This is a genomic window from Streptomyces termitum (genome assembly GCF_014650175.1).
Lineage (GTDB): Bacteria > Actinomycetota > Actinomycetes > Streptomycetales > Streptomycetaceae > Streptomyces > Streptomyces termitum.
In genome coordinates this window covers 310,551-331,959 of the sequence record NZ_BMUL01000006.1, presented here as the reverse complement: position 1 = coordinate 331,959, position 21,409 = coordinate 310,551, and the positions used below count along the sequence as shown (strand labels likewise).

The window sequence follows — 21,409 nt, the reverse complement described above, 5'->3', positions numbered from 1 at the left end:
TCAGACGAGCACCCCGGCGAGGAGCGAGGCCGTCACCGCCGCGCCCTCCAGGGTCAGCACCGACTCGGGGTGGAACTGCACGCCGGCGAAGCCGGGGCCGCGCACCGCGTGCACCTCGCCCGTCGCCGCGTCCCGGCTCACCTCGATCCGGTGCAGCGCCAGCTCGGTCGCCTCCCGCTCGCCGCAGCGCGCCGTGAAGCTGTTGTAGAAGCCGACCGTCCGCTCCTGGCCGAAGAGGTCGATTTGGACCTGCGCGCCCTGGAACGGCGTCCGCTTGCGGACGATGTCCAGGCCCAGCTCGGCCGCGATCAGCTCGTGGCCGAGGCAGACGCCGAGCAGCCCGTGCCGGTGGCCGCGCAGCAGCTCGGCGGTGAGGCCGCGCAGGAAGCGCATCTTCGGGTCGGCCGCGTCCGACGGGTCGCCCGGACCGGGGCCCAGGACCACCGGCCCCTCGTGGCCGAGCGCCAGCTCCCGCAGCCCCGGCTCGTCGTAGCGCAGCACCGACACCTCAAGGCCCGAGGAGCGCAGCAGGTGGGCCAGCATGGCGGTGAAGGTGTCCTCCGCGTCGATCACCAGCGCGTGCCCGTCCAGCTCCGCCGACCGGGTCTGCATCCGCAGCCAGAACGGCGCCAGGCCGGCCCGGCGGGAGTCCAGCGCGGCCCGCACCCGGGGGTCGTCGGCCAGCCGGGGCCGCCCGGAGGCGTCCTCCGCCGCGGGCCGTCCTTCCCGCACGCCGAGCGCGGCCAGCACCGCCGCCGCCTTCGCGTGGGTCTCGGCGACCTCCCCGGCCGGGTCGGAGTGCCGGACCAGGGTGGCGCCGACCGGCACCCGCACCCGCCCGTCGGGGGCGATGTCGGCGGTCCGGATGAGGATGGGGGAGTCGAGGGTCTGGGCGCCGTGCGCGTCGGTGCCGAGCAGCGCCAGCGCGCCCGCGTAGTAGCCCCGGCCGCCGTCCTCGTGCCGCTCGATGACCCGGCAGGCGTTCTGCACCGGCGAGCCGGTCACGGTCGCGGCGAACATGGTCTCCCGCAGCACCTCCCGCACGTCCAGCGAGGACCGCCCGCGCAGCTCGTACTCGGTGTGCGCGAGGTGGGCCATCTCCTTCAGCCGGGGCCCGATCACCACGCCGCCCCGGTCCCCGACGGTGCACATCATCTTCAGCTCCTCGTCCACCACCATGGAGAGCTCCTCGGTCTCCTTGCGGTCGCCGAGGAAGGCGAGCAGGTCGTCGGCGGTGGGGGTGGTCCCGGCCGGGTAGCGGTACGTGCCGCTGATCGGGTTCATCGTGACCGTGCCGCCCGCCATCCGGACGTGCACCTCGGGGCTGGCCCCGACCAGGACCCGGTCGCCGGTGTGCACGACGTAGGTCCAGTAGGCGCCCCGCTCGCCGGTGAGCAGCCGCCGGAACAGGGCCAGCGCGTCGGCCCGCCCGAAGCCGGGGATCTCGCCGGTGTACGTCCGCCGGATGACGAAGTTGGCGCCCTCGCCGCCGCCGATCTCGTCCTCGATGACCCGCCGCACCGTCCCGGCGTACTCCTCGTCGGAGACGTCGAAGCCGCCGTTCCCGACGGTCACGCGGTGCGCGGGCAGCGCGGCCAGGACCTCGCCGAGCGGCAGCTCGTACGCCTCCTCGGCGACCAGCACGGAGAGCGGGGTGCCGTCGTCCCGCACGTCGAAGCCGCGCTCCCGGATCTGCCGGAACGGCACCAGGGCGAGGGTGGGGGAGGGGCCGACGGGCAGGTCGGCGAGGTGTTCGGCCTCGTGGACGGGGCCGATCAGCAGCTCCACGGTGTCGTGGTCGCGGCCGGGGGTGCGGCGCCGGAGCAGGGCGAAGGGCGGGGCGGAGTCGTCGAGGAGGCGGGAGAGGTCCATGGGGGTTCCTTCCGGTCGGGGTGCGGAGAGGAACGGCCTCGCGGGTACGAGAAAGGCCGCCCCTCGGGCGGCCTTCGCGTGGATTCGGGTACGCGCAGTCAGTGGGCCGCCGGAGGGACGGTCCACCACCAGTTCTGGTTCTGGGTCTGGGGCGCGTACATGCGAGCACTGTAACCCAGCGGGGAACGGGACCGGGGCCCGTTCCGCACCGTGGACGGCGGGCCCCGGCAGGGACCCCGGGGGCGGCCCCGGCAGGGCCCCCGGGGCGGCCCGGGGAGCGGCTCCGGGGGCCGGGCGTCACCCGCCGGGGTGAAGGATCCCACCCGTACTCCGGTCGGCCGCGTCTCAGTGTCTGGGCACGGCACGGGACAGGGCGGAGAACCCCGTAGGGTGGTCCGCGTGACCGTGAACGCTGAATCCCACGCCGTCGCCGGGGCGACCTGGCGAGACCTGCCCGCGGCGCAGCAGCCCGAGTACCCCGATGCCGAGGCTCTGCGCGATGTGATCGCGGACCTCGAGTCGTATCCTCCGCTCGTCTTCGCCGGCGAGTGCGACCAGCTGCGCGCCCGGATGGGGGCCGTCGCCCGGGGCGAGGCGTTCCTCCTCCAGGGCGGCGACTGCGCCGAGGCGTTCGACGCGGTGTCGGCCGACCACATCCGGGCCAAGCTGAAGACCCTCCTCCAGATGAGCGCCGTCCTGACGTACGCGGCCTCCGTGCCCGTCGTCAAGGTGGGCCGCATCGCGGGCCAGTACTCCAAGCCGCGCTCCAAGGGCACCGAGACCCGTGACGGCGTGACGCTCCCCACCTACCGGGGCGACTCCGTCAACGGCTTCGACTTCAACGAGGCCGCCCGCATCCCGGACCCCGAGCGGCTGAAGCGGATGTACCACGCCTCCGCGTCGACGCTGAACCTGGTCCGCGCCTTCACCACCGGCGGCTACGCCGACCTGCGCCAGGTGCACGCCTGGAACCAGGACTTCGTGCGCTCCTCGCCCTCCGGTCAGCGCTACGAGGCGCTCGCCCGCGAGATCGACAACGCGCTGAACTTCATGAAGGCGTGCGGTACCGACCCGGCGGAGTTCAAGGCCGTCGAGTTCTACGCCTCCCACGAGGCGCTGCTGCTCGACTACGAGGGCGCCCTGACCCGTACCGACTCGCGCACCGGCAAGCTGTACGACACCTCCGGCCACATGGTCTGGATCGGTGAGCGCACCCGCCAGCTGGACCACGCCCACATCGAGTTCGCGTCGAGGATCGCGAACCCGATCGGCATCAAGCTGGGCCCGACGACCACCCCGGAGGAGGCGCTGACGTACATCGAGCGCCTCGACCCGGACCGCGAGCCGGGCCGGCTGACCTTCATCGTCCGCATGGGCGCCGACAAGGTCCGCGACAAGCTCCCCGAGCTGGTCGAGAAGGTCACCGCCTCGGGCGCCACCGTCGCCTGGGTCACCGACCCGATGCACGGCAACACCTTCGAGGCGGCCTCGGGCCACAAGACCCGCCGCTTCGACGACGTCCTCGACGAGGTCAAGGGCTTCTTCGAGGTCCACAAGGCGCTGGGCACCCACCCGGGCGGCATCCACGTCGAGCTGACCGGCGACGACGTCACCGAGTGCGTGGGCGGCGGCGACGAGATCTTCGTCGACGACCTGCACCAGCGCTACGAGACGGCCTGCGACCCGCGGCTCAACCGCAGCCAGTCGCTCGACCTGGCCTTCCTGGTGGCGGAGATGTACCGCGACCAGTGAGTGAGCAGCTACGGCGATGGGGCGCGGATCCTTGTGATCCGCGCCCCATCGCCGTATCGAAGGCTTTTACGCTCCCCGGCCGCCGGGTAAGGTTAGGTTAGCCTAATCGATCTCGGTGGGAGGTGAACCGCGTGTACGTCTGCTCATGCTTCGGTGTCACGGAGAAGCAGGTCAAGGAGCACGCGGAGGCCGGCGCCTGCACGCCCCGCCAGATCGCCTCCGCCTGCAAGGCGGGCACCGACTGCGGTTCCTGCGTCCGGCGCATCCAGGCCCTCCTCGGGCGCGGCGACTGCCCGCGCCGCGAGCTCCTCGACCGGGGCGCCCCCGCCCTCGCGGCGGAGCTGCCCGAAGCAGCCCCCGCCGCCCTCCCCGAGGCCGCCTAGCTCGGCTGCTCGATGAGCGTCGAGAGGTAGAGCGCCTCGCCCAGCGACTCGATCAGTTCGAGCTGGGTGTCCAGGTAGTCGATGTGGTGCTCCTCGTCCGCGAGGATCTCCTCGAAGAGGTTGGCCGAGGTGACGTCGCCCTTGGCGCGCATGACCTCGATGCCCCGCCTGAGCCGGTCGATCGCCTCCACCTCGACCTGGCGGTCCGCCTGGAACATCTCGGTGACCGTCTGGCCGACGCGCACGTGGAAGAGGCGCTGGTAGTTGGGCAGGCCGTCGAGCATCAGGATGCGCTCGGTCAGCTTGTCCGCGTGCTTCATCTCGTCGATGGACTCTTCGCGGGTGTACTTCGCGAGCTTCGTCCAGCCCTTGTTGTCCTGGATGCGGTAGTGCAGCCAGTACTGGTTGATGGCCGTCAGCTCGCCGGTCAGCTGCTCGTTCAGAAACTCCAGGACCTCGGGGTCGCCCTGCATCGCTCCAGCTTCCTTCCGTCTTCCGTCACGCGGGGTGTCCGGCCCGTCTCGGGGCGTGGACGGCCGCATCCTCGCATCCCCCGGGGAGGCCGTCCAGTAAGTGCAGGCTTAGTGGGACTTGCCCGAATGGGCGCGGCCGGGCGGGTGGCTGGTCATGACCACCCCTCGCCGTCTGTCACCATGGATGACATGGGTCAGCCGGAGAGCGGGGTACACCGGGAAGCGGGTCAGCCGGATCGTTCGACGGTTCAGCCGCCGGGTGTCGCGTCGGATCTTCCGCCCGGACAGCGCCTCCAGCGAGGCTGGCCGGTCACCCACTACGGGCCCGTGCCCAAGTTCAAGCCGGACCGCTGGGAGTTCCGGGTCTTCGGGGCGACCGCCGACGGCGACAAGCGGTGCTGGAACCACGAGGAGTTCTCGGCCCTGCCGTTCTCCGCGGTCGTGGCCGACCTGCACTGCGTCACCAAGTTCAGCATGACCGGAGCCGAGTGGGGCGGGGTCCTGGCCCGGACCGTCCTGGAGCTCGCGCCGCCCGCGCCGCAGGTCACCCACGTCATGGTCTGGGCCGAGTACGGCTACAGCGCCAACATGCGGCTCTCCGACTTCGCCGCCGAGCGCACCGTCTTCGCCACCCACAAGGACGGCGAGCTGCTCACCGCCGAGCACGGCTTCCCGCTGCGGCTCGTCGTGCCGCACCTGTACGCCTGGAAGGGCCCGAAGTGGGTCCGGGGCGTGGAGTACATGACGGCCGACCGCCGGGGCTTCTGGGAGGAGCGGGGCTACCACAACCTCGGCGACCCCTGGACGGAGCAGCGCTACTCGTACCAGGAGGGGCCGGGCGACGGCCCGGAGCTGTAGCCCCCGGACCGCCGCCGCGCCGCCCGCCCGCTCAGTGGTGGTACGCGTGCGTCACCGTGCACCCCGCCGGGTATTCCTCCATCGGGAACGATCAGTCGCGGAGCTTCTTGAGCAGCTCGATGTCGGCGGTGTGCCCCTCCTTGCCGCCGGGCGTCTCGATGATCAGCGGCACGCCCTCGGTGGCGGGATGGCGCAGCAGCTCGCGGAAGGCGTCCTCGCCGATGTGGCCGAGGTTGATGTTGGCGTGCCGGTCCTTGCGCGCGCCCGCGACGTCCTTCGAGTCGTTCGCGTGGATCAGCCGCAGCCGGCCCTCGCCGACCGTGGCGACCAGCTCGTCCAGCGTCCGCGCCGCCCCGCCCGGCTCCGCCAGGTCGTGGCCCGCCGCGAAGATGTGGCAGGTGTCGAGGCAGATCCCCAGCCGGGGGTGGTGGTCCAGCGCGTCGAAGTACGGCCCGAAGTCCTCCGCGCGCGAGCAGAGCGAGGAGCCCTGCCCGGCCGTGGACTCCAGGAGCAGGTACGGATCGTCCTCGTGGGTCAGCTCGTCGAGCAGCGGCAGCAGGCGCTCGCGCACCTGGGCCAGCGCCCGCGCGCGCGGGCGGTCCCCGGTCGCGGAGCCGGTGTGCACCACCACGCCCCGCGCGCCGATCTCCCGGCCGCGCCGCAGCGAGTGGCGCAGCGACTCCACCGACCTCTCGGCGGTGGCCTCCGTGTGCGAGCCGAAGTTGATCAGGTACGGGGCGTGCACCCAGGCCGACAGGGACGCGGCCGCGCACTCCTCGCGGAACCGCTCGTCCTGGGCCGGGTTCCCGGTCGGGGTGGCCCAGCCGCGCGGGTTGGCGACGAAGACCTGGACGGTCTCGGCCGCCAGCTCGCGGGCGTAGCCGAGGCCGACCGTGGCGAGACCGCCGGCCACGGGGACGTGGCCGCCGACGGGGTTGCGCATGCGCTTCTCAGATTCCCTTGACGGTGATGGTGACGACGGAGCCCTCCGGGGCGCTCTCCCCGCCCTCGACGGACTGGCCGGTGACCTCGTCGCCGAGGAACGGGAAGGACTTCTGGACCTTCACCTCGAAGCCCGCGTCCTCCAGCTCCTGCCGGGCCTCGCCGGTCGTCATGCCGACCACGTCCGGGACCTCGACCCGGCGGGGGCCCTTGGAGACGGTCAGGGTGACCGCGTCGCCCTTCGCGGCCCGGCTGCCCTCGGGGAGGGACTGGGCGGCGACCGCTCCGGCGTCCTCGGGGGAGTACACCCGCTCCGGGGCGACCGTCACCTTCAGGCCGGCGTCCTGGAGGGCCGCGGTGGCGTCGGCGACGGTCTCGCCGGTCACGTCGGGGACGTCCACCGGCGAGCCCTTGCTGACCACCAGCGCCACCGCCGAGTCCGGGGCGCGCTCGGTGCCCGGCTCCGGGTCGGAGCCGATCACCGCGCCCTGCGGGACGCTGTCGCTGAAGGCGCTGGTCACCACGCCGGGGGCGAGCCCCTGTTCGGTCAGGACGCGGCGGGCCTCGGCCAGCGGCTTGTTCTTCAGGTTGGGGACCTTCACGATCTCCGGGCCCCGGGAGAGGGTCAGGGTGACCGCGGTGTTGCCCCGGATCCGCTCGCCGGGCGCCGGGTCGACGGCCATGACGGTGCCGCGCTCGTACACGTCGCTGAAGGCGCGCTTCGAGGTGCCCGCCTCCAGACCGGCGTCGGCGAGCCGGGCGCGGGCGGCGTCCTCGGTCTGGCCGAGGACGGCGGGGACGCGGGTGAACTGCCCGGCGTTGATGTACCAGACGCCGGTGCCGACGCCGAGGGCGAGCAGCAGGCCGAGGACGATCAGGAGCGGGACGCGCGGGAGGCTCCGCAGACCCCGGCGGCCGGTCCGGGCGGGCGGCGCGGGCGGGGTCGCGAGGCGGCTGGTGTGCTGCACCGGCTGCGGGTCGGCGGACCCCACCGGGCGGGCGATCACGCTGGTGCGGTCCTCGCCGGTGTCCCGGTCCTCGGTCCGTGCCGCCGGCGGCGCCGTGTCCAGCTGCGCGTCGGTGAGCCCCGCCCGCGCCTCCCGGACCAGGCCCAGCAGCTCCACCGCGTCGTGCGGGCGGCGCTCGGGGTCGCGGGCGGACGCGGCGGCGACCAGCCCGTCCAGCGCGGCGGGCAGACCGGGGACGGCCTCGGAGGGGGCGGGCACGTCGGTGTGCAGGTGCTGGTAGAGCACCTGGGCGGGGGTCTCGCCGGAGTGCGGCTTGCCGCCGGTCAGCATCTCGTAGAGGACGACCCCGCAGGCGTACACGTCGGCCCGGGTGTCGGCGGTGCCGTGCTCGATCTGCTCGGGGGCCAGGTAGGAGACGGTGCCGAGGACCGCGCCGGTGGTGGCGGTCGCCGAACCCACCGAGCGGACCAGCCCGAAGTCGGCGACCTTGACCCGGCCGTCGTCCCCTATCAGGACGTTCTCCGGCTTCATGTCGCGGTGCACGAAGCCGGCCCGGTGGGCGGCGCCGAGCGCGGCGAGGACCGGCTCCAGGATGTCCAGGGCGGCCCGGGGCCGCAGCGCGCCGCGCTCGCGGAGCACGTCGCGCAGGGTGCAGCCGGAGACGTACTCCATGGCCAGGTAGACGTACGCGCCCTCGGCGCCCTGGTCGAAGACGGCGACCACGTTGGGGTGGGCCAGCCGGGCGACGGACTTCGCCTCGCGGATGAACCGCTCGACGAAGACGGCGTCGGCGGCGAGCGCCGGATGCATCACCTTGAGCGCGAGGACGCGGTCGAGGCGGGTGTCGACGGCCCGGTAGACCGTGGCCATCCCGCCGACGGCGATGCGCGCGTCGACGCGGTAGCGGCCGTCGAGCAGCCGCCCGACGAGGGGGTCCTGAAGGGTCGTGTCCACGGCGTCGAGTCTACGAGCCGCACACCGGTGCCCTCCGCCCGGCGGCCCGTTCCGCAGCACGCTTGTGACGTGACCGCGCGCCCGCCCGTGACCCGGGCGCGCCCCCGCCCGCCGGGGCGCTCCGGGTCAGAAGGCGGGGCGCTCCGGGTCGAGCCGGGCGGTGCCCTCCACCGGCGACGACGCCTCCGCGAAGTGCCGGCGGGGGATGCGGCCCGCGCGGCGGGCCAGCCGGCCGCCCTCGACCGCGTGCCGCATCGCCGCCGCCATCAGGACCGGCTCCTGCGCGCGGGTCACCGCCGAGGCGAGCATCACCGCCGCGCAGCCCAGCTCCATCGCGAGGGCGGCGTCCGAGGCGGTGCCCGCCCCGGCGTCGAGGATCACCGGCACGCCGGCCCGCTCCACGATCAGCTCGAAGTTGTGCGGGTTGCGGATGCCGAGCCCGGAGCCGATGGGGGAGCCGAGCGGCATGATCGCCGCGCAGCCGACGTCCTCCAGCTTCCGGGCCAGGACCGGGTCGTCGTTGGTGTACGGCAGGACGGTGAAGCCGTCGTCCACCAGGGCCTCGGCGGCGTCGAGCAGCTCCACCCCGTCGGGCAGCAGGGTCCGCTCGTCGGCGACCACCTCCAGCTTGACCCAGTCGGTGCCCAGCGCCTCGCGGGCGAGCCGGGCGGTGAGGACCGCCTCGCCGGCCGTGCGGCAGCCCGCCGTGTTCGGCAGCACGCGGATGCCGAGCCGGTCCAGGACGGAGAGGACCGACCCCTGGACGGTGGGGTCGAGGCGGCGCATGGCGACCGTGGTCAGCTCGGTGCCGGAGGCGGTCAGGGCGCGCTCCAGGACGTCCAGGCTGGGGGCGCCGCCGGTGCCCATGATCAGGCGGGAGGAGAACTCCGTACCGGCGAGGACGAAGACGTCGTCGGACATCGCGCTCAGCCCCCCTGCACCGCGGTCAGGATCTCGACCCGGTCGCCGTCGGCGAGCAGCGTCGACGCCCACGCGCCGCGCGGCACGACCGTCTCGTTGACGGCGGCGGCCACCCCGGACGGGGCGGTGGTGAGGCCGGCGACCAGGGCGGAGAGGGAGACGGGGGCGGCGAGCGCGCGCGGCTCGCCGTTCACGGACACGTTCATGCGGGCTGCTCCTGACGGGCGGAGGTGGCGGGGGAGAAGCGGCGGGGGGAGAAGGGGCGCGCCTCCTCGGGCAGGACGCCGGTGGTCAGCGCCTCCGCCATGACGTCGCCGGTGATCGGGGTGAGCAGGATCCCGTTGCGGTAGTGGCCGGTGGCCAGCAGCAGGCCGGGCAGGGCGGTCGGCCCGAGCATCGGCGCGTTGTCGGGGGAGCCGGGGCGCAGTCCGGCGAGGGTCTCGGTGAGCGGCAGCTCGGTGAGGCCCGGGACCAGCTCGTGGGCGTCGCGCAGCAGCTCGTACACCCCGCCGGCGGTGACCGTGGTGTCCCAGCCCAGCTCCTCGCTGGTGGCGCCGACGACCAGCTCGCCGTCCTCGCGCGGCACCAGGTAGACGTGGCTGCCGCGGACCACGGCCCGGACCGTGCGGGAGAGGAAGGGGGCGTACGGGGCGGGGATCCGCAGCCGCAGGACCTGGCCCTTCACCGGCCGGACCGGCGGCACGACCTCCTCGGGCACGCCCGCCAGCCGGCCGCTGAGGCTGCCCGCCGCGAGCACGACCTGTCCGGCGGCGAGCGCGGTGCCGTCGGCGAGGACGGCGCCGCGGGCCCGGCCGCCGGTCACCGTGAGCCGCGCGGCGAGCGTCCGGTGCAGCACCACCCCGGCCCGCTCGCAGGCGGTGAGCAGGGCGGCGGCGAGCCGGCGCGGGTCGACCTGGTGGTCGCCGTCCACCCGCAGTCCGCCGCGCACGCCGGGCGCCAGCATGGGTTCCAGGCGGCGGCACTCGCGGCCGCTGAGCCAGGTGGAGGAGAGCCCGCAGCGGGTCTGGAGGGCGTGGAGTTCGCGCAGGTGGGCGCGGTCGTCGGCGTCGAGGGCGACGGCGAGGGTGCCGCAGGCGCGGTAGCCGGTGCCGAGGCCGGACGCCTCCTCCAGCTCGGCGACGAAGGCCGGGTAGCGGGCGGCGGAGGCGAGGTCGAGCCCGAGCAGGGTCTCCTCGCCGTAGTGCAGCTCGGTGACGGCGGCGAGCATGCCGGCCGCGACCCGGGCGGCGCCGCGCCCGGGGTCGGGGTCGGCGACCGCGACGGAGAGCCCGCGCCGGGCCGCCCGCCAGGCCGTGACGAGGCCGATGATGCCGCCGCCGATCACGAGGACGTCGGTGGTGGACCGGATGTCGGTGGAAGAACGCACGGCGTTCCCGCCCCTCCCTTCGCCGGCATGACCCGGATCAGGTTCGTACGGTCGGAGGCCGGCCAGCCTCCCTCTCAGCCCGGTGCGTCCGGGCTCCCGCGAGTCGTGTACGCCCGCCACCCTAGCCCCCGCCGCCGGAGCGTCACAGGGGCCCTCCCTTCCTGACGGTTCGTCAGATGCGTAAGGTGGGCGGGTGAGCGAGCAGAAGCAGACCCAGCGGCACGTCGTGATCGTCGGCGCGGGCATGGCGGGCGTCCAGACCGCCGTCGCCCTGCGCGAACAGGGCTTCGAGGGCCCCGTCACCCTCATCGGTGCCGAACCCCACCCGCCCTACGACCGCCCCCCGCTCTCCAAGGCGGTCCTCCTCGGCAAGGCCGAGCACTCCGCCTTCGACGTCGACTTCGCCTCCCTCGGCGTCGACCTCCGGCTGGGCCTGGAGGTCACCGGACTGCGCCCCGCCGACCACGAGATCGCCACCGCCGCCGGACCCGTCCGGTACGACGTCCTCGTCCTTGCCACCGGCGCCGACCCGCTCACCCTGCCCGGCACCGACGGCGTCCCCGGCGTCCACCTGCTGCGCACCTACGACGACGCCCTCCGCCTCGCCCCCGTCCTGGCCCGCGGACAGGACGTCGTCGTGGTCGGCGCCGGCTGGATCGGCGCCGAGTTCGCCACCGCCGCCCGCGCCGCCGGCTGCGCCGTCACCGTCGTCGAGGCCGCCCCGCTGCCCCTCTCCGGCGCCCTGCCCGACGAGGTCACCACCGCCATGGCCGGCTGGTACGCGGAGAACGGCGCCGAACTCCTCACGCACGCGCGCGTGGACACCGTCCGCCCCGGCGCGGTCGTCCTCGCCGACGGCCGCGAACTCCCCGCCGACGCCGTCGTCGTCGGCATCGGCGCCCGCCCCGCCACCCGCTGGCTCGACGGCTCCGGCGTCGCCCTCGACCCGAGCGGCGCCGTCACCGCCGACGACCGGCTGCGCACCTCCCTGCCCGACGTGTACGCCGTCGGCGACTGTGCCTCCTTCCCCTCCGCCCGCTACGGCGAGCGGCTCCTCGTCCACCACTGGGACAACGCCCTCCAGGGCCCCCGCACCGTCGCCGCCGCCGTCACCGGCGACCCCGCCGCCGCCCCGGAGCCGTACGACCCCGTCCCGTACTTCTGGTCCGAGCAGTTCGGCCGCTTCGTCCAGTACGCCGGCCACCACGCCGGCGCCGACACCATGGTCCGGCGCGGCGACCCGGCCGGACCCGCCTGGAGCGTGCTCTGGCTGCGCGCCGGGGTGCCGGTCGCGCTCCTCGCCGTCGGCCGCCCCCGCGACCTCGCCCAGGGCCGCAGGCTCATCGAGGCCGGCACCCCCGTCGACCCCGTCCGCGCCGCCGACCCGTCCGTCCCGCTCAAGTCCGCCGTCCGGTAGCACCCCGGACGGCGGCGGCCGGGACGGGCCCGACTACCGGCCGTCCGTCCCGGATGGCAGGCTTGTCCCGTGACCGAGATTGACGCAAACATCGATGCTCTCGTCCCCGCCTGGCTCTACCTCCCCGACATCGCCGAACTGCTCGACGTCGAGGTGACCCGGGTGCGGCAGCTGGTGAAGGAGGGCCAGCTCATCGCCATCCGCCGCGGGGAGAACAACGCGCTCCAGGTGCCCGCCGCCTTCCTCCAGGACGGCAAGGTCGTCAAGGGCCTCGTGGGCACCCTGACGCTGCTGCGGGACGACGGCTTCACCGACGAGGAGATGCTGGAGTGGCTCTTCACTCCGGACCCGACCCTGCCCGGCACCCCCGCGCAGGCCCTCGGGGAGAATCGCGGCACGGAGGTGAAGCGCCGCGCCCAGGCGCTCGCCGTCTGACGCACCCGGACCACCAGGCCGGCGCCGCGGCCCCGCGCCGCGGCGCCGGCACCACCCGACGGGGGGAACCACCATGCCCACGCCTCGCGAACGGCTCGCCGACGCCCGGCTCTACCTGTGCACCGACGCCCGGAAGCGCCAGGGCGACCTGCCCGCCTTCCTCGACGCCGTGCTCTCCTCCGGCGTCGACGTGATCCAGCTCCGCGACAAGGGCATGGAGGCCGCCGAGGAGCTGGAGCACCTCGCGGTCTTCGCCGAGGCCGCCCGCCGCCACGGCAGGCTCCTCGCCGTCAACGACCGCGCCGACGTCGCCCACGCCGCCGGGGCCGACGTCCTCCACCTCGGCCAGGGCGACCTGCCCGTCCCCGCCGCCCGCGCGATCCTCGGCGACGCCGTCCTGACCGGCCGCTCCTGCCACGCCGAGTCCGAGGTGGCCGCGGCCGCCGCCGAGCCCGGCGTCGACTACTTCTGCACCGGCCCCTGCTGGCCCACCCCCACCAAGCCCGGCCGGCACGCCCCCGGCCTCGGCCTCGTGCGGTACGCCGCCGGACTCGCCCAGGACCGGCCCTGGTTCGCCATCGGCGGCATCGACGCGGCCAACCTGGACGAGGTGCTCGACGCGGGCGCCCGCCGGATCGTCGTCGTCCGCGCGCTCACCGAGGCCGACGACCCGGCCGGGGCCGCCGCCGATCTGGCCAGGAGGGTCCGGGAGCGGGCCGGGGCCTGACCCCGCGCGCGCCGCGCCCCCGGCCGGGCGCGGCGCCGGGACCGGGGGCGTACCGGTGTCCGAAAAGGTGTCCACAAGGCGGACGCGATGCACGTGCTTGCCCGGACCCCGTCTAACCTGCCCGTATGGCCCTTGGAACCGCTTCCGTCCGGCCGGACCGCGCCCGCACGGTCCGCGACATCCTCGCCTCCGGCACGTCGTACTCCTTCGAGTTCTACGCCCCCCGGACCGCGAAGGGCGAGCAGGTCCTCTGGAACGCCATGCGCCGCGTCGAGGCCGTCGGCCCCAGCTTCGTCTCCGTGACCTACGGCGCCGGCGGCTCCACCCGCGGCGGCACCGTCAAGGCCACCCAGAAGATCGCCTCGGACACCACGCTCACCCCGGTCGCCCACCTCACCGCCGTCGACCACTCCGTCGCCGAACTGCGCAACGTCCTCGGCCGGTACGCCGACGCGGGCATCCGCAACATGCTGGCGCTGCGCGGCGACCCGCCCGGCGACCCGCTGGGCGACTGGATCGAGCACCCCCAGGGCGTCGCCTACGCCGCCGACCTGGTCCGGCTCATCAAGGACTCCGGCGACTTCTGCGTCGGCGTCGCCGCCTTCCCCGAGATGCACCCCCGGTCCACGGACTGGGACACCGACGTCCGCCACTTCGTCGACAAGTGCCGCGCCGGCGCCGACTACGCGATCACCCAGATGTTCTTCGACCCGGAGAACTACCTGCGGCTGCGCGACAGCGTCGAGAAGGCGGGCTGCGACACCCCGATCATCCCCGAGGTCATGCCCGTCGTGACCGCGAAGACCCTCGACCGGCTGCCCCAGCTGAGCAACGCGGCCTTCCCCCCGGACGTGAAAGACCGCATCCTCGCGGTCAAGGACGACGCCGCCGCTGTACGCTCCATCGGTATCGAGTTCGCGACGGAGTTCTGCGCGCGTCTGCTGTCCGAGGGCGTCCCCGGGCTGCACTTCATCACGCTCAACAGCTCCACCGCGACACTGGAGATCTACGAGAATCTCGGACTGCACCAGCAGTCCTGACCGGTCGTACCCGCCCCGACCCGCGGCGGTGGCCGTAGAGAGGGGCGGCGGGGCATGGGGTGGACGGTCCTCTACATCGCGTTCGGTCTGGTCGCGCTCTGGCTGCTGGGCGAGGTGCTCCTCCAGTACAAGGCGCGGCTGCGCTGGCGGATCCTCGCCTTCGGCGGCTTCCTCGCCGTCGTCGCCGGCGTGCTGCTGTCACAGGTCCTGATCATCGTCGTCGGCGCGATCGCCTTCGCCGTCGGCCAGACCTTCGTGACCCTCTCCTTCCGGCGCGGCTTCTCCACCGGCTGGGCCATCGGCGGCAGCCCCGGCGCCAGCCGCCGCCGCAAGGCGGGCCGCGCCCCCGAGGCGGGCCCCACCCTGGAGGTCTCCGGCCTCGCCTACGAGGACGGCGCCGCCCACGGCCCCGGCCCCGGCGCGGAGCAGCTGCACGGCGGGCACGACGAGCCCACCTCCGTCTACGAGCCCGTCCCGATGCACGAGGACACCGGCCAGTACGGCGTCTACGACCCCGCCCCGCAGACCGCCGGCCACGACGCCCCCTACCCGGGCCACGACCCCTACGCGACCGGCCACGACCCCTACGCCACCGGCTACGAGCAGCCGCAGACGGGGTACGGGCAGCAGCCCGGCTACGACTACGGCACCCAGCAGTACGCCGCCTACTCCGACCCGTACATCGGCCCCGGCACCGACGGCCAGCAGTACACCTCGTACCAGGGCGACCCCTACGCCCCCTCGTACGCCTACGACACCCCGCCCGGCGGCGTCTGGGTCCCGCAGCAGCGCGACACCGACGGCCAGCAGCCCCAGCCGCAGGCCCCCGGGCCGTACGGCTACGGGCAGCACCCCGACGAGCAGACGCCCCACCGCTACTGACGCGCCGCCGGGCCGGACCCACCGGGGCCGGCCCGCCTGCGGCCGGTCTGCCCGGGGCCGGTCCCGGCCGCGGACGCCCGGCCCGGGGGCCGGCCGGTCACCGCGAGCCGCGGAACTCCGCGCCCTCCACGATCAGCCCGGCCACCAGCGCCCCCGACATGCCCGCGTGGGCGAGCCCGCCGCCCGGGTGCGACCAGCCGCCCGCGAAGTACAGCCCCGGCACCGGGGAGCGGTTCGGCGCGGGCAGCCACTCCCCGCGGGCGTCCGCCAGCGCGGGCCCCGGCACCTCCGCCGCCCCCGTCGCCTCCCGTACGTCCTCCGGCGTGCGGACCTCGCGCCACAGCAGTCGCCCGGCCAGCCCCGGCACCGCCCGCCCGGCCGCCTCGACCAGCGCGTCGGCGAGCCCCGGCCAGTCCTGCCCCGGCAACGTCTCCACCGCCGCCGACAGGACCACCGACTCGTGCTCCGCGTCCGGCCGCAGCGCCGGATCGTCCGGCCGCAGCACGGTCACCGGCGCGTGGTCCCCGCCGTGCACGACCGTGCGGTGCGCGGCGTCCTCCTCACGGGCGCCCCGCAGGGCCAGCAGCACCGTCAGCCGGCCGGTGCCGTGCGTCTGGAAGCGCGGCCACTCGTCCGACCGCTCCCACGGCACGACCTGCTCCCGCAGCAGCGCGGGCACCGGAGCCCCCGCCACCACGTGGTCCGCCTCCACCGTCGCGCCCGACGCCAGCCGGACCCCGACGGCCCGCCCGGCCCCGGTCAGCACCTCGTCCACGGGCTCGCCGAAGACGAACTCCACCCGCCGCTCCCGGCACCGCTCGTACACCGCGTCCGCCAGCGCCCGCATGCCGCCCGCCACGTACCAGCTGCCGAAGGTCTGCTCCATGTACGGCAGCACGGCCGCCGACGCCGGGGCGGACGCCGCCGGGAAGCCGTACGCCTCCGCGTACGAGCCGAGCAGCGCGACCAGCCGGCCGTCGCCCAGCTCCCGCGCCCCCAGCTGCGCCAGCGTCCGCGTCGGGCGGCGCAGCAGCCCCGCCTTGAGCGCCGGGTACGGCTCGACGGCCAGGGCCCGCGGATCGGCCGGCTGCGGCTCCTCCAGGAGCGGCCGCCGGGTCCGGTCCCACGCCTCGCGGGCCCGCGTCAGGAAGTCCCCCCAGCGCGCGCCCGCGCCCGCGCCGAGCGCCGCGTCCAGGGCGGCGACCGTGCCCGCCCGGGAGGCGTTGGGCAGGTCCACGCGCGTGCCGTCCGCGAAGACGTGCCGGGCGGCCGGATCGACCTGGCGCAGCCCGACGCACTCCTCCAGCGGCTTCCTCCCCGTCTTCACGAACAGGTCGCGGTAGACCGCCGGCAGGTGCAGCAGCCCGGGACCGGTGTCGAAGGCGAAGCCGTCCCGCTCGAAGCGGCCCACCGCCCCGCCGTACGTCGCCGACCGCTCGTACACCGTCACCGCGTGCCCGGCGACCGCCAGCCGGGCCGCCGCCGCCATGGCGCCCAGACCCGCGCCGATCACCACAATCCGTCCCATGGCAGGGACCCTATCGGCCCCCGCCCGGCGGCCCGCCCGCAGGTGGGCCGCCCCCGGCGGCCACCCTGCGCTCCTCGCGGCGCTGGGCCCGGCGGCGCAGGAAGCGCCGGATCCGGGAGGCCAGGAAGACCAGCAGCGCCACGCCGAGCGCCAGCAGCACGGCGGTGATCACCGACGCCGCCACCGGATGGAATATCGCGAAGGTGATCAGCGCGGCGACGCCCAGGTCCTCGGCCGTGCTCAGCACGATGTTCGAGAACGGCTCCGGCGAGGTGTTCACCGCCATCCGCGTCCCCGCCTTCACCAGGTGGCTCAGCAGCGCCGTCGAACCGCCGATCGCCCCCGCCGCCAGCTCCGGCAGCGACCCGCTCTGCCCGGCCAGCAGCGCCGCGACCACGGCGCCCGCGAGCGGCCGGACCACCGTGTGGACCGAGTCCCACACGTTGTCCACGTACGGGACCTTGTCGGCCACCGCCTCGCACAGGAAGAGCACACCGGCCGCGATCAGGACGTCGGGGCGCTGGAGCGCCTCGGGCACCTCGTCGCTGATTCCGGTCGCGCCGAAGAGACCGAGCAGCAGGACCACCGCGTAGGCGTTGATCCCGCTCGCCCAGCCGCTCGTGAAGACCAGGGGAAGTACGGACACGCCGGCGATCGTAACGAGGAACCCTTCCCTCCGTCACCGGGGTGTCCGCGCCCCGCCGGGGGCCGCCGCGCTTCGCCCGCCGTGCTCCGTCCGCCGGGCTGAGTACGCGTACCTAGACGCCGAGATGAGTACCCGCGCGGATGGGGCCGCCACCGCCCGGAGGAGAGAGTGGAGCCCAACGGAAGGGGCGCGGCTCCGGAACCGCCGACACGGGGCGGCGGAACGGAGCCGTGCGCCTGCCGGTACGGGGGAAGTACGACGAAGGGCGCCGGTCCGGCGTGGCTCGGGGGGATCGAGCTTCGCGGGGGCGGCGCTTTTCGTTGGGCGGGTTCTGGATGGTGGATCTTGGATCCAATGTCCGAGATCCACCATCCTGGATCCAACCTCCTGGATCCAATGTTCTGGATCCAAGATCCTGGACAAGGGATCCACGAGCCTGGCTTCCGGATCCTGGATCCAAAATCCAACGCCCTCGGCTCAGCGCCCGCCGCCCACCCGCCCGTGCAGCAGCAGCGAGAGCGCCGCGTGGACGTCGTCCAGGGAGCGCTCGCTCTGGAACGCCTTCCAGTCCAGCGCCGCCACCAGGACCATGCCGACCAGGGCCGCCGCGGTCAGCTGGACGTCGATCTCGTCGCTCAGTTCACCGGCCTCGACGCCGTCGCGCAGGACGCCCTCGACCACGGCGACCGCCTCCTGGCGGACCACCAGGAGGGTGGAGTTCCAGGCCCGGTTGGTGCGCCAGAGTTCGGCCACGTACAGCTGGGTGAAGGCCGGGTAGCGGTCGATGAAGACGAGGCCCGCCCGGATCATCGCGTCGAGCGCGGCGACCCGGCTGCCGCCCCGGGCCGCCGTCTCCTCGGCCGCCGTCCGCAGGGAGGCGGTGAGGAGGGCGACCCCGTGGCGCAGCAGCTCCTCGAACAGCTCGGTCTTGCTCTTGAAGTTGTAGTAGACCGTGCCCTTGGCCACCCCGGCCCGCTCGGCGATCTCGTCGACCGTGGTGGCCGAGAAGCCCTGCTCCGCGATGAGGGTGACGGCCGCCTCGTAGAGCTTGGCGCGGGTGGCCCGGCGGCGGGTGCTGCTGCTGTCCATGGGGTCGATTCTCACAGAGGTGCCGCCGGTCACAGCGACAGTTCGGGGTGGAGCCGGTCCAGCGTCCACACCTGCTTGCGCCGCGCGGTGACCGCCGTCAGGGCGAGCGCGCCCAGGGTGAAGGCGGTGAGGACGGCCACGGCGGTCCAGACCGGTTGCAGGCCGCCGCCGGTGATGAGCCGGCGCAGGGCCTCGACCACATGGGTCATCGGCAGGAACGGATGGACGGCGTTGAAGAAGCCGGGGCTGGTCTGCACCGGGTAGGTGCCGCCCGCCGAGGTCAGCTGGACCATGAGCAGCGCGAGCACCAGGATCCGGCCGGCCGCGCCGAAGCGGGCGTTGAGCCACTGGATGATCGCCGCGAAGCAGCAGGTCACGAGGGCGAGGAAGCCGACGGTGCCGGCCGCCCTGGCCATCTCCAGGCCGAGGCCCCAGTGCAGCACGGAGAGCAGCGCGCCCACCTGGAGGATCCCGATGGCCGCCACCGGGAACCAGCCGGCCAGCGCGATCCGCCAGGCGGAACCGCCGGCGGCGAGGGCCCGCCGGTTCATCGGAGCGATGATCATGTACGCGACCATCGCGCCGACCCAGAGGGAGAGCGGGATGAAGTACGGGGCGAAACCGGTGCCGTAGTTGGGCGCCTTGTGCAGCGACTCGGCGGCCAGCCGGACCGGGTCGGCCATGACCTCGGTGCGCCGGTCGCGCTCGTCCTGGTCGTAGTCCGGGATCTTGTCGACGCCGTCCTTGAGGCCGGTGGCGAGCGAGCCGGAGCCGTCGGCCAGCTTGAACAGGCCGCCGTCGAGGTCGCCGGCGCCCTTCTTCAGCCTGCCGACGCCGGTGTCCAGGCTGACCGAGCCGTCCCGGGCGCCGGTGAGGCCGGTGTGCAGCTTCTCCGCGCCCGCGGCGACCTTCTTGGCGCCCGTGTTCAGCTCGTTGATCTTCCGGATGGCGCCCTCGACGTCCTCGTCCAGGTGCGGCGCGCGGGCGGCCAGCTCGTCGGCCTCCTTCTTCAGCCGCGCCAGGCGGGCGTCGAGCGTCTTCAGGTCGCCCTTGCTGTCCTTGGTCAGCTCGTGGACGTCGTCCGCGATGGCCGCCACGTCGCCGGCGGTGGTCGACGCCTCCTTCAGGGCGGCGCAGAACTCCTTGCTGTCCGGCAGGGTGACGCCCTCCGGCAGGGTGACCCCCTCGGGGAGCGCGACCGGCGGGGTGCCGCCGGGCTTCGCGCAGGACTCGCGGTGCAGCCGGCCCAGGGTGTCGTCCGCCGTGTGGGCGGCGGTGCGCAGCAGCGGGGCGCGCTTCACCAGGTCGTCCAGGTCGTGCCGGGCGGCCGTGGCGGAGTCGGAGACCAGCTTGGCGGTGTCCCTGATGGACTTCCCGTTGTTCGCCAGGTAGGGGCGGACCTTGTCGGCGGTGCTGTTCACCTTGTCGGCGAGGGCCTGGGTGCCGTTCGCGACCTGCCGGGCGCCGCTCTGGAGGTCCTGGGAGCCCTGGTCCAGCTTCTTCAGGCCGCCGGCCAGGTCGCCGCTGCCCTTCTTGGCGTCCTTCAGGCCGTCGGAGAGGTCCTGGGAGCCCTTCTTCGCCTTGTCCACGCCCTTCTTGAGGTCGGCCGCGCCGTCGGCCGCCTCGGCGGTGGCCTCGTGGATGCCGGAGAAGGAGATGAAGATCTTGTCGAGGAAGGTCCGGGAGGACTTGGTCGAGGCGGCGGTGCGCACCTCGGCGAAGACCGTCCGCGAGATCTGGCCGACGATGTAGTTGTTGGAGTCGTTGGTGCGGACCTCCAGGGCGCCCGCCTCGGGGGAGTCGCCGGAACTGGACGCGATCCGCTCGCTGAAGTCGCCGGGCACCGTCAGGGACAGGTAGTACGTGCCGTCCTCGACGCCCCGGCGGGCCTCCGCGTCGCTCACCCGGTGCCACTCGAAGGTCTTGCTGTCGAGCAGCTTCTCGGTGATGTCGGCGCCCGCGGTGACGGGCTTGCCGTCGGCGGTGGCGCCCCGGTCCTCGTTCACCAGGGCCACCGGCAGCCGGTCGAGCCTGCTGTACGGGTCCCAGAACGAGTACAGGTACAGGGCGCCGTACAGCAGCGGCAGCAGCAGGACCGCGACGAGCGCGGCGCGCGGCAGCCGTCCCCTGCCGAAGCGCCTCAGCTCAAGCGCGGCCAGTCTCGGCGAACGCATCGGCCGCCCCCTCCTCGGTGAAGTCGTCCCCGGCGCCGGCCGCCGGGATGCCGGTGGTGGTGACCCGCAGGGCGTCCGCCGGGGCCTCGCTGCAGACGGCGAGGACGGTGGTGCCGGCGCCGGCCACCGAGCGGAGCAGCGCCCACGCCTCGGCCCGGTCGGCGTCCGACAGCTTCAGGTCCGTGTCGTCGACGGCGAGCAGCCGGGGCCGGCCCATCAGGGCCAGCGCGATCGACAGCCGCAGCGCCTCCAGGCGCTCCAGGTCCCGCACGGAGGTCCGCTCGCCCTTCGGCAGGGCGGCCAGGTCGAGCCCGGCCGCCGCCACGGCCTCGTCGATCCGGGCCCGCGCCTCCGCGGCCCGTGTGCCGGGGCGGCGCAGCAGCGCGCGGACCGAGCCGTCGAAGCGGCGCTGGAGCAGCGCGCGCTCGCGCAGGTGCTCGGCCACCGTGAAGGCCGGGTCCAGCTCGCTGACCCCGGGGACCTGGCCGAGCGCGGCGACGCGGCGCACGGCGGCCATTTTCCGGGGCAGCCGGAGCCCGCCCACCTCGGCGTGCCCCTCCTGGGTCTTCATCCGGCCGGTGAGCGCGAGCAGCAGGCAGGTGCGGCCGGTGCCGGACGGGCCCTCCAGCGCGACCAGGGAACCGGCCCCGGCGCGGAAGGACACCTCCCGGAAGGCCCAGCCGCGCGGCCCCTTCAGGCCGAGCCCCTCGACGACGAGCGCGGCGCCGTGCGCCCCCGCCCCGTCGCCCGCCCCGCCGGTGCCGGGCTCCCCGCCGGCTCCCTCCGGAGACGGGCGTGTGGTCAGGTCGTCGGATCCCACGGATCCACCCCCCGCTTCCCCACTTTTGAACTGACTGGTCAGTTCAAAAGTTACCCGCGCGTCGCCTTGCTGGCAAAACCCCAGGTCAGCCTGATTGTCAGTGGCGGCCGCCACCATGGACACAGACGGCGACAAGACCGT

Annotated in this window: 21 protein-coding genes and 1 riboswitch; of the genes, 8 read left to right on the top strand and 13 right to left on the bottom strand. The window is 74.4% G+C overall.

Features of this window, described 5'->3' with window-relative positions; all coding sequences use genetic code 11:
- Together IE219_RS14405 and IE219_RS32665 are read right to left on the bottom strand one after the other, a co-directional pair.
- Nucleotides 1-1,872 (bottom strand): anthranilate synthase family protein, encoded by a 1,872-nt coding sequence (locus tag IE219_RS14405; RefSeq protein ID WP_189977150.1) that lies wholly within the window; start codon nucleotides 1,870-1,872, stop codon nucleotides 1-3.
- A 98-nt stretch (nucleotides 1,873-1,970) separates the two neighbouring features.
- Nucleotides 1,971-2,033 (bottom strand): trp operon leader peptide, encoded by a 63-nt coding sequence (locus IE219_RS32665; protein ID WP_506004926.1) that lies wholly within the window; start codon nucleotides 2,031-2,033, stop codon nucleotides 1,971-1,973.
- Between the two features lie 244 nt (nucleotides 2,034-2,277).
- Between IE219_RS32665 and IE219_RS14400 the strand changes: the two genes are divergently transcribed.
- Nucleotides 2,278-3,624 (top strand): class II 3-deoxy-7-phosphoheptulonate synthase, encoded by a 1,347-nt coding sequence (locus IE219_RS14400; RefSeq protein WP_189977332.1) that lies wholly within the window; start codon nucleotides 2,278-2,280, stop codon nucleotides 3,622-3,624.
- Nucleotides 3,625-3,746: 122 nt separating this feature from the next.
- A complete protein-coding gene (locus IE219_RS14395) occupies nucleotides 3,747-4,007 on the top strand; it encodes a (2Fe-2S)-binding protein (protein WP_189977148.1) in 261 nt (86 codons plus the stop codon).
- On the opposite strand, the gene bfr is transcribed toward IE219_RS14395, so the two are convergent.
- Complete coding sequence (gene bfr, locus IE219_RS14390) at nucleotides 4,004-4,480, bottom strand: bacterioferritin (RefSeq protein ID WP_189977146.1); 477 nt, start codon at nucleotides 4,478-4,480, stop codon at nucleotides 4,004-4,006. The genes IE219_RS14395 and bfr overlap by 4 nt on opposite strands.
- Nucleotides 4,481-4,669: 189 nt before the next feature.
- Here bfr and IE219_RS14385 point away from each other — a divergent pair, with 189 nt between their 5' ends.
- Nucleotides 4,670-5,338, top strand: coding sequence for a sulfite oxidase-like oxidoreductase (locus IE219_RS14385; RefSeq protein WP_189977144.1), 669 nt, complete (start codon nucleotides 4,670-4,672; stop codon nucleotides 5,336-5,338).
- 91 nt (nucleotides 5,339-5,429) lie between these two features.
- Here the strand turns inward: IE219_RS14385 and IE219_RS14380 are convergent, their stop codons facing one another.
- From IE219_RS14380 to thiO, 5 genes are all read right to left on the bottom strand, one after another.
- Nucleotides 5,430-6,281 carry a deoxyribonuclease IV gene (locus IE219_RS14380; protein WP_189977142.1) on the bottom strand — a complete coding sequence of 284 codons (852 nt, stop codon included), beginning with the start codon at nucleotides 6,279-6,281 and terminating at the stop codon, nucleotides 5,430-5,432.
- 7 nt (nucleotides 6,282-6,288) lie between these two features.
- Entirely contained in the window at nucleotides 6,289-8,202 is a 1,914-nt protein-coding gene (gene pknB / locus IE219_RS14375) for a Stk1 family PASTA domain-containing Ser/Thr kinase (protein ID WP_189977140.1), read from the bottom strand.
- A gap of 126 nt (nucleotides 8,203-8,328) precedes the next feature.
- Nucleotides 8,329-9,123: a thiazole synthase gene (locus tag IE219_RS14370; protein WP_189977138.1), complete on the bottom strand. Its 795-nt coding sequence runs from the start codon at nucleotides 9,121-9,123 to the stop codon at nucleotides 8,329-8,331.
- A 5-nt stretch (nucleotides 9,124-9,128) separates the two neighbouring features.
- Nucleotides 9,129-9,329, bottom strand: coding sequence for a sulfur carrier protein ThiS (gene thiS, locus IE219_RS14365; RefSeq protein ID WP_189977136.1), 201 nt, complete (start codon nucleotides 9,327-9,329; stop codon nucleotides 9,129-9,131).
- The gene (gene thiO / locus IE219_RS14360; RefSeq protein ID WP_189977134.1) at nucleotides 9,326-10,510 is read right to left on the bottom strand and encodes a glycine oxidase ThiO; all 1,185 of its coding nucleotides are present in this window, start codon (nucleotides 10,508-10,510) and stop codon (nucleotides 9,326-9,328) included. Before thiO ends, thiS begins: the two co-directional genes overlap by 4 nt.
- A riboswitch (TPP riboswitch) is annotated at nucleotides 10,508-10,620 on the bottom strand. It overlaps the preceding gene by 3 nt.
- An 83-nt stretch (nucleotides 10,621-10,703) precedes the next feature.
- On the opposite strand from thiO, the gene IE219_RS14355 reads away from it, so the two are divergent.
- The 5 genes from IE219_RS14355 to IE219_RS14335 all read left to right on the top strand — a co-directional run bounded on the left by IE219_RS14355 (nucleotide 10,704) and on the right by IE219_RS14335 (nucleotide 15,011).
- The gene (locus IE219_RS14355; protein WP_189977132.1) at nucleotides 10,704-11,927 is read left to right on the top strand and encodes an NAD(P)/FAD-dependent oxidoreductase; all 1,224 of its coding nucleotides are present in this window, start codon (nucleotides 10,704-10,706) and stop codon (nucleotides 11,925-11,927) included.
- Between the two features lie 69 nt (nucleotides 11,928-11,996).
- Nucleotides 11,997-12,362 (top strand): Rv2175c family DNA-binding protein, encoded by a 366-nt coding sequence (locus IE219_RS14350; RefSeq protein ID WP_189977130.1) that lies wholly within the window; start codon nucleotides 11,997-11,999, stop codon nucleotides 12,360-12,362.
- Between the two features lie 73 nt (nucleotides 12,363-12,435).
- The gene (thiE, locus tag IE219_RS14345; protein WP_189977128.1) at nucleotides 12,436-13,089 is read left to right on the top strand and encodes a thiamine phosphate synthase; all 654 of its coding nucleotides are present in this window, start codon (nucleotides 12,436-12,438) and stop codon (nucleotides 13,087-13,089) included.
- Nucleotides 13,090-13,214: 125 nt separating this feature from the next.
- Entirely contained in the window at nucleotides 13,215-14,129 is a 915-nt protein-coding gene (gene metF, locus IE219_RS14340) for a methylenetetrahydrofolate reductase [NAD(P)H] (RefSeq protein WP_189977126.1), read from the top strand.
- A 54-nt stretch (nucleotides 14,130-14,183) separates the two neighbouring features.
- Nucleotides 14,184-15,011: a hypothetical protein gene (locus IE219_RS14335; protein WP_189977124.1), complete on the top strand. Its 828-nt coding sequence runs from the start codon at nucleotides 14,184-14,186 to the stop codon at nucleotides 15,009-15,011.
- Nucleotides 15,012-15,108: 97 nt separating this feature from the next.
- Here the strand turns inward: IE219_RS14335 and IE219_RS14330 are convergent, their stop codons facing one another.
- The 5 genes from IE219_RS14330 to IE219_RS14310 all read right to left on the bottom strand — a co-directional run bounded on the left by IE219_RS14330 (nucleotide 15,109) and on the right by IE219_RS14310 (nucleotide 21,145).
- Nucleotides 15,109-16,539: a phytoene desaturase family protein gene (locus IE219_RS14330; protein WP_189977122.1), complete on the bottom strand. Its 1,431-nt coding sequence runs from the start codon at nucleotides 16,537-16,539 to the stop codon at nucleotides 15,109-15,111.
- Nucleotides 16,540-16,549: 10 nt separating this feature from the next.
- Nucleotides 16,550-17,185: a DUF4126 domain-containing protein gene (locus tag IE219_RS14325; RefSeq protein WP_189977120.1), complete on the bottom strand. Its 636-nt coding sequence runs from the start codon at nucleotides 17,183-17,185 to the stop codon at nucleotides 16,550-16,552.
- 477 nt (nucleotides 17,186-17,662) lie between these two features.
- The gene (locus tag IE219_RS14320; protein WP_189977118.1) at nucleotides 17,663-18,274 is read right to left on the bottom strand and encodes a TetR/AcrR family transcriptional regulator; all 612 of its coding nucleotides are present in this window, start codon (nucleotides 18,272-18,274) and stop codon (nucleotides 17,663-17,665) included.
- Between the two features lie 29 nt (nucleotides 18,275-18,303).
- Nucleotides 18,304-20,448, bottom strand: a complete 2,145-nt coding sequence (locus IE219_RS14315; RefSeq protein WP_189977117.1) for a YhgE/Pip family protein — start codon at nucleotides 20,446-20,448, stop codon at nucleotides 18,304-18,306.
- Entirely contained in the window at nucleotides 20,420-21,145 is a 726-nt protein-coding gene (locus tag IE219_RS14310) for an ATP-binding cassette domain-containing protein (protein WP_229849763.1), read from the bottom strand. Before IE219_RS14310 ends, IE219_RS14315 begins: the two co-directional genes overlap by 29 nt.
- Nucleotides 21,146-21,409 lie beyond the last annotated feature (264 nt).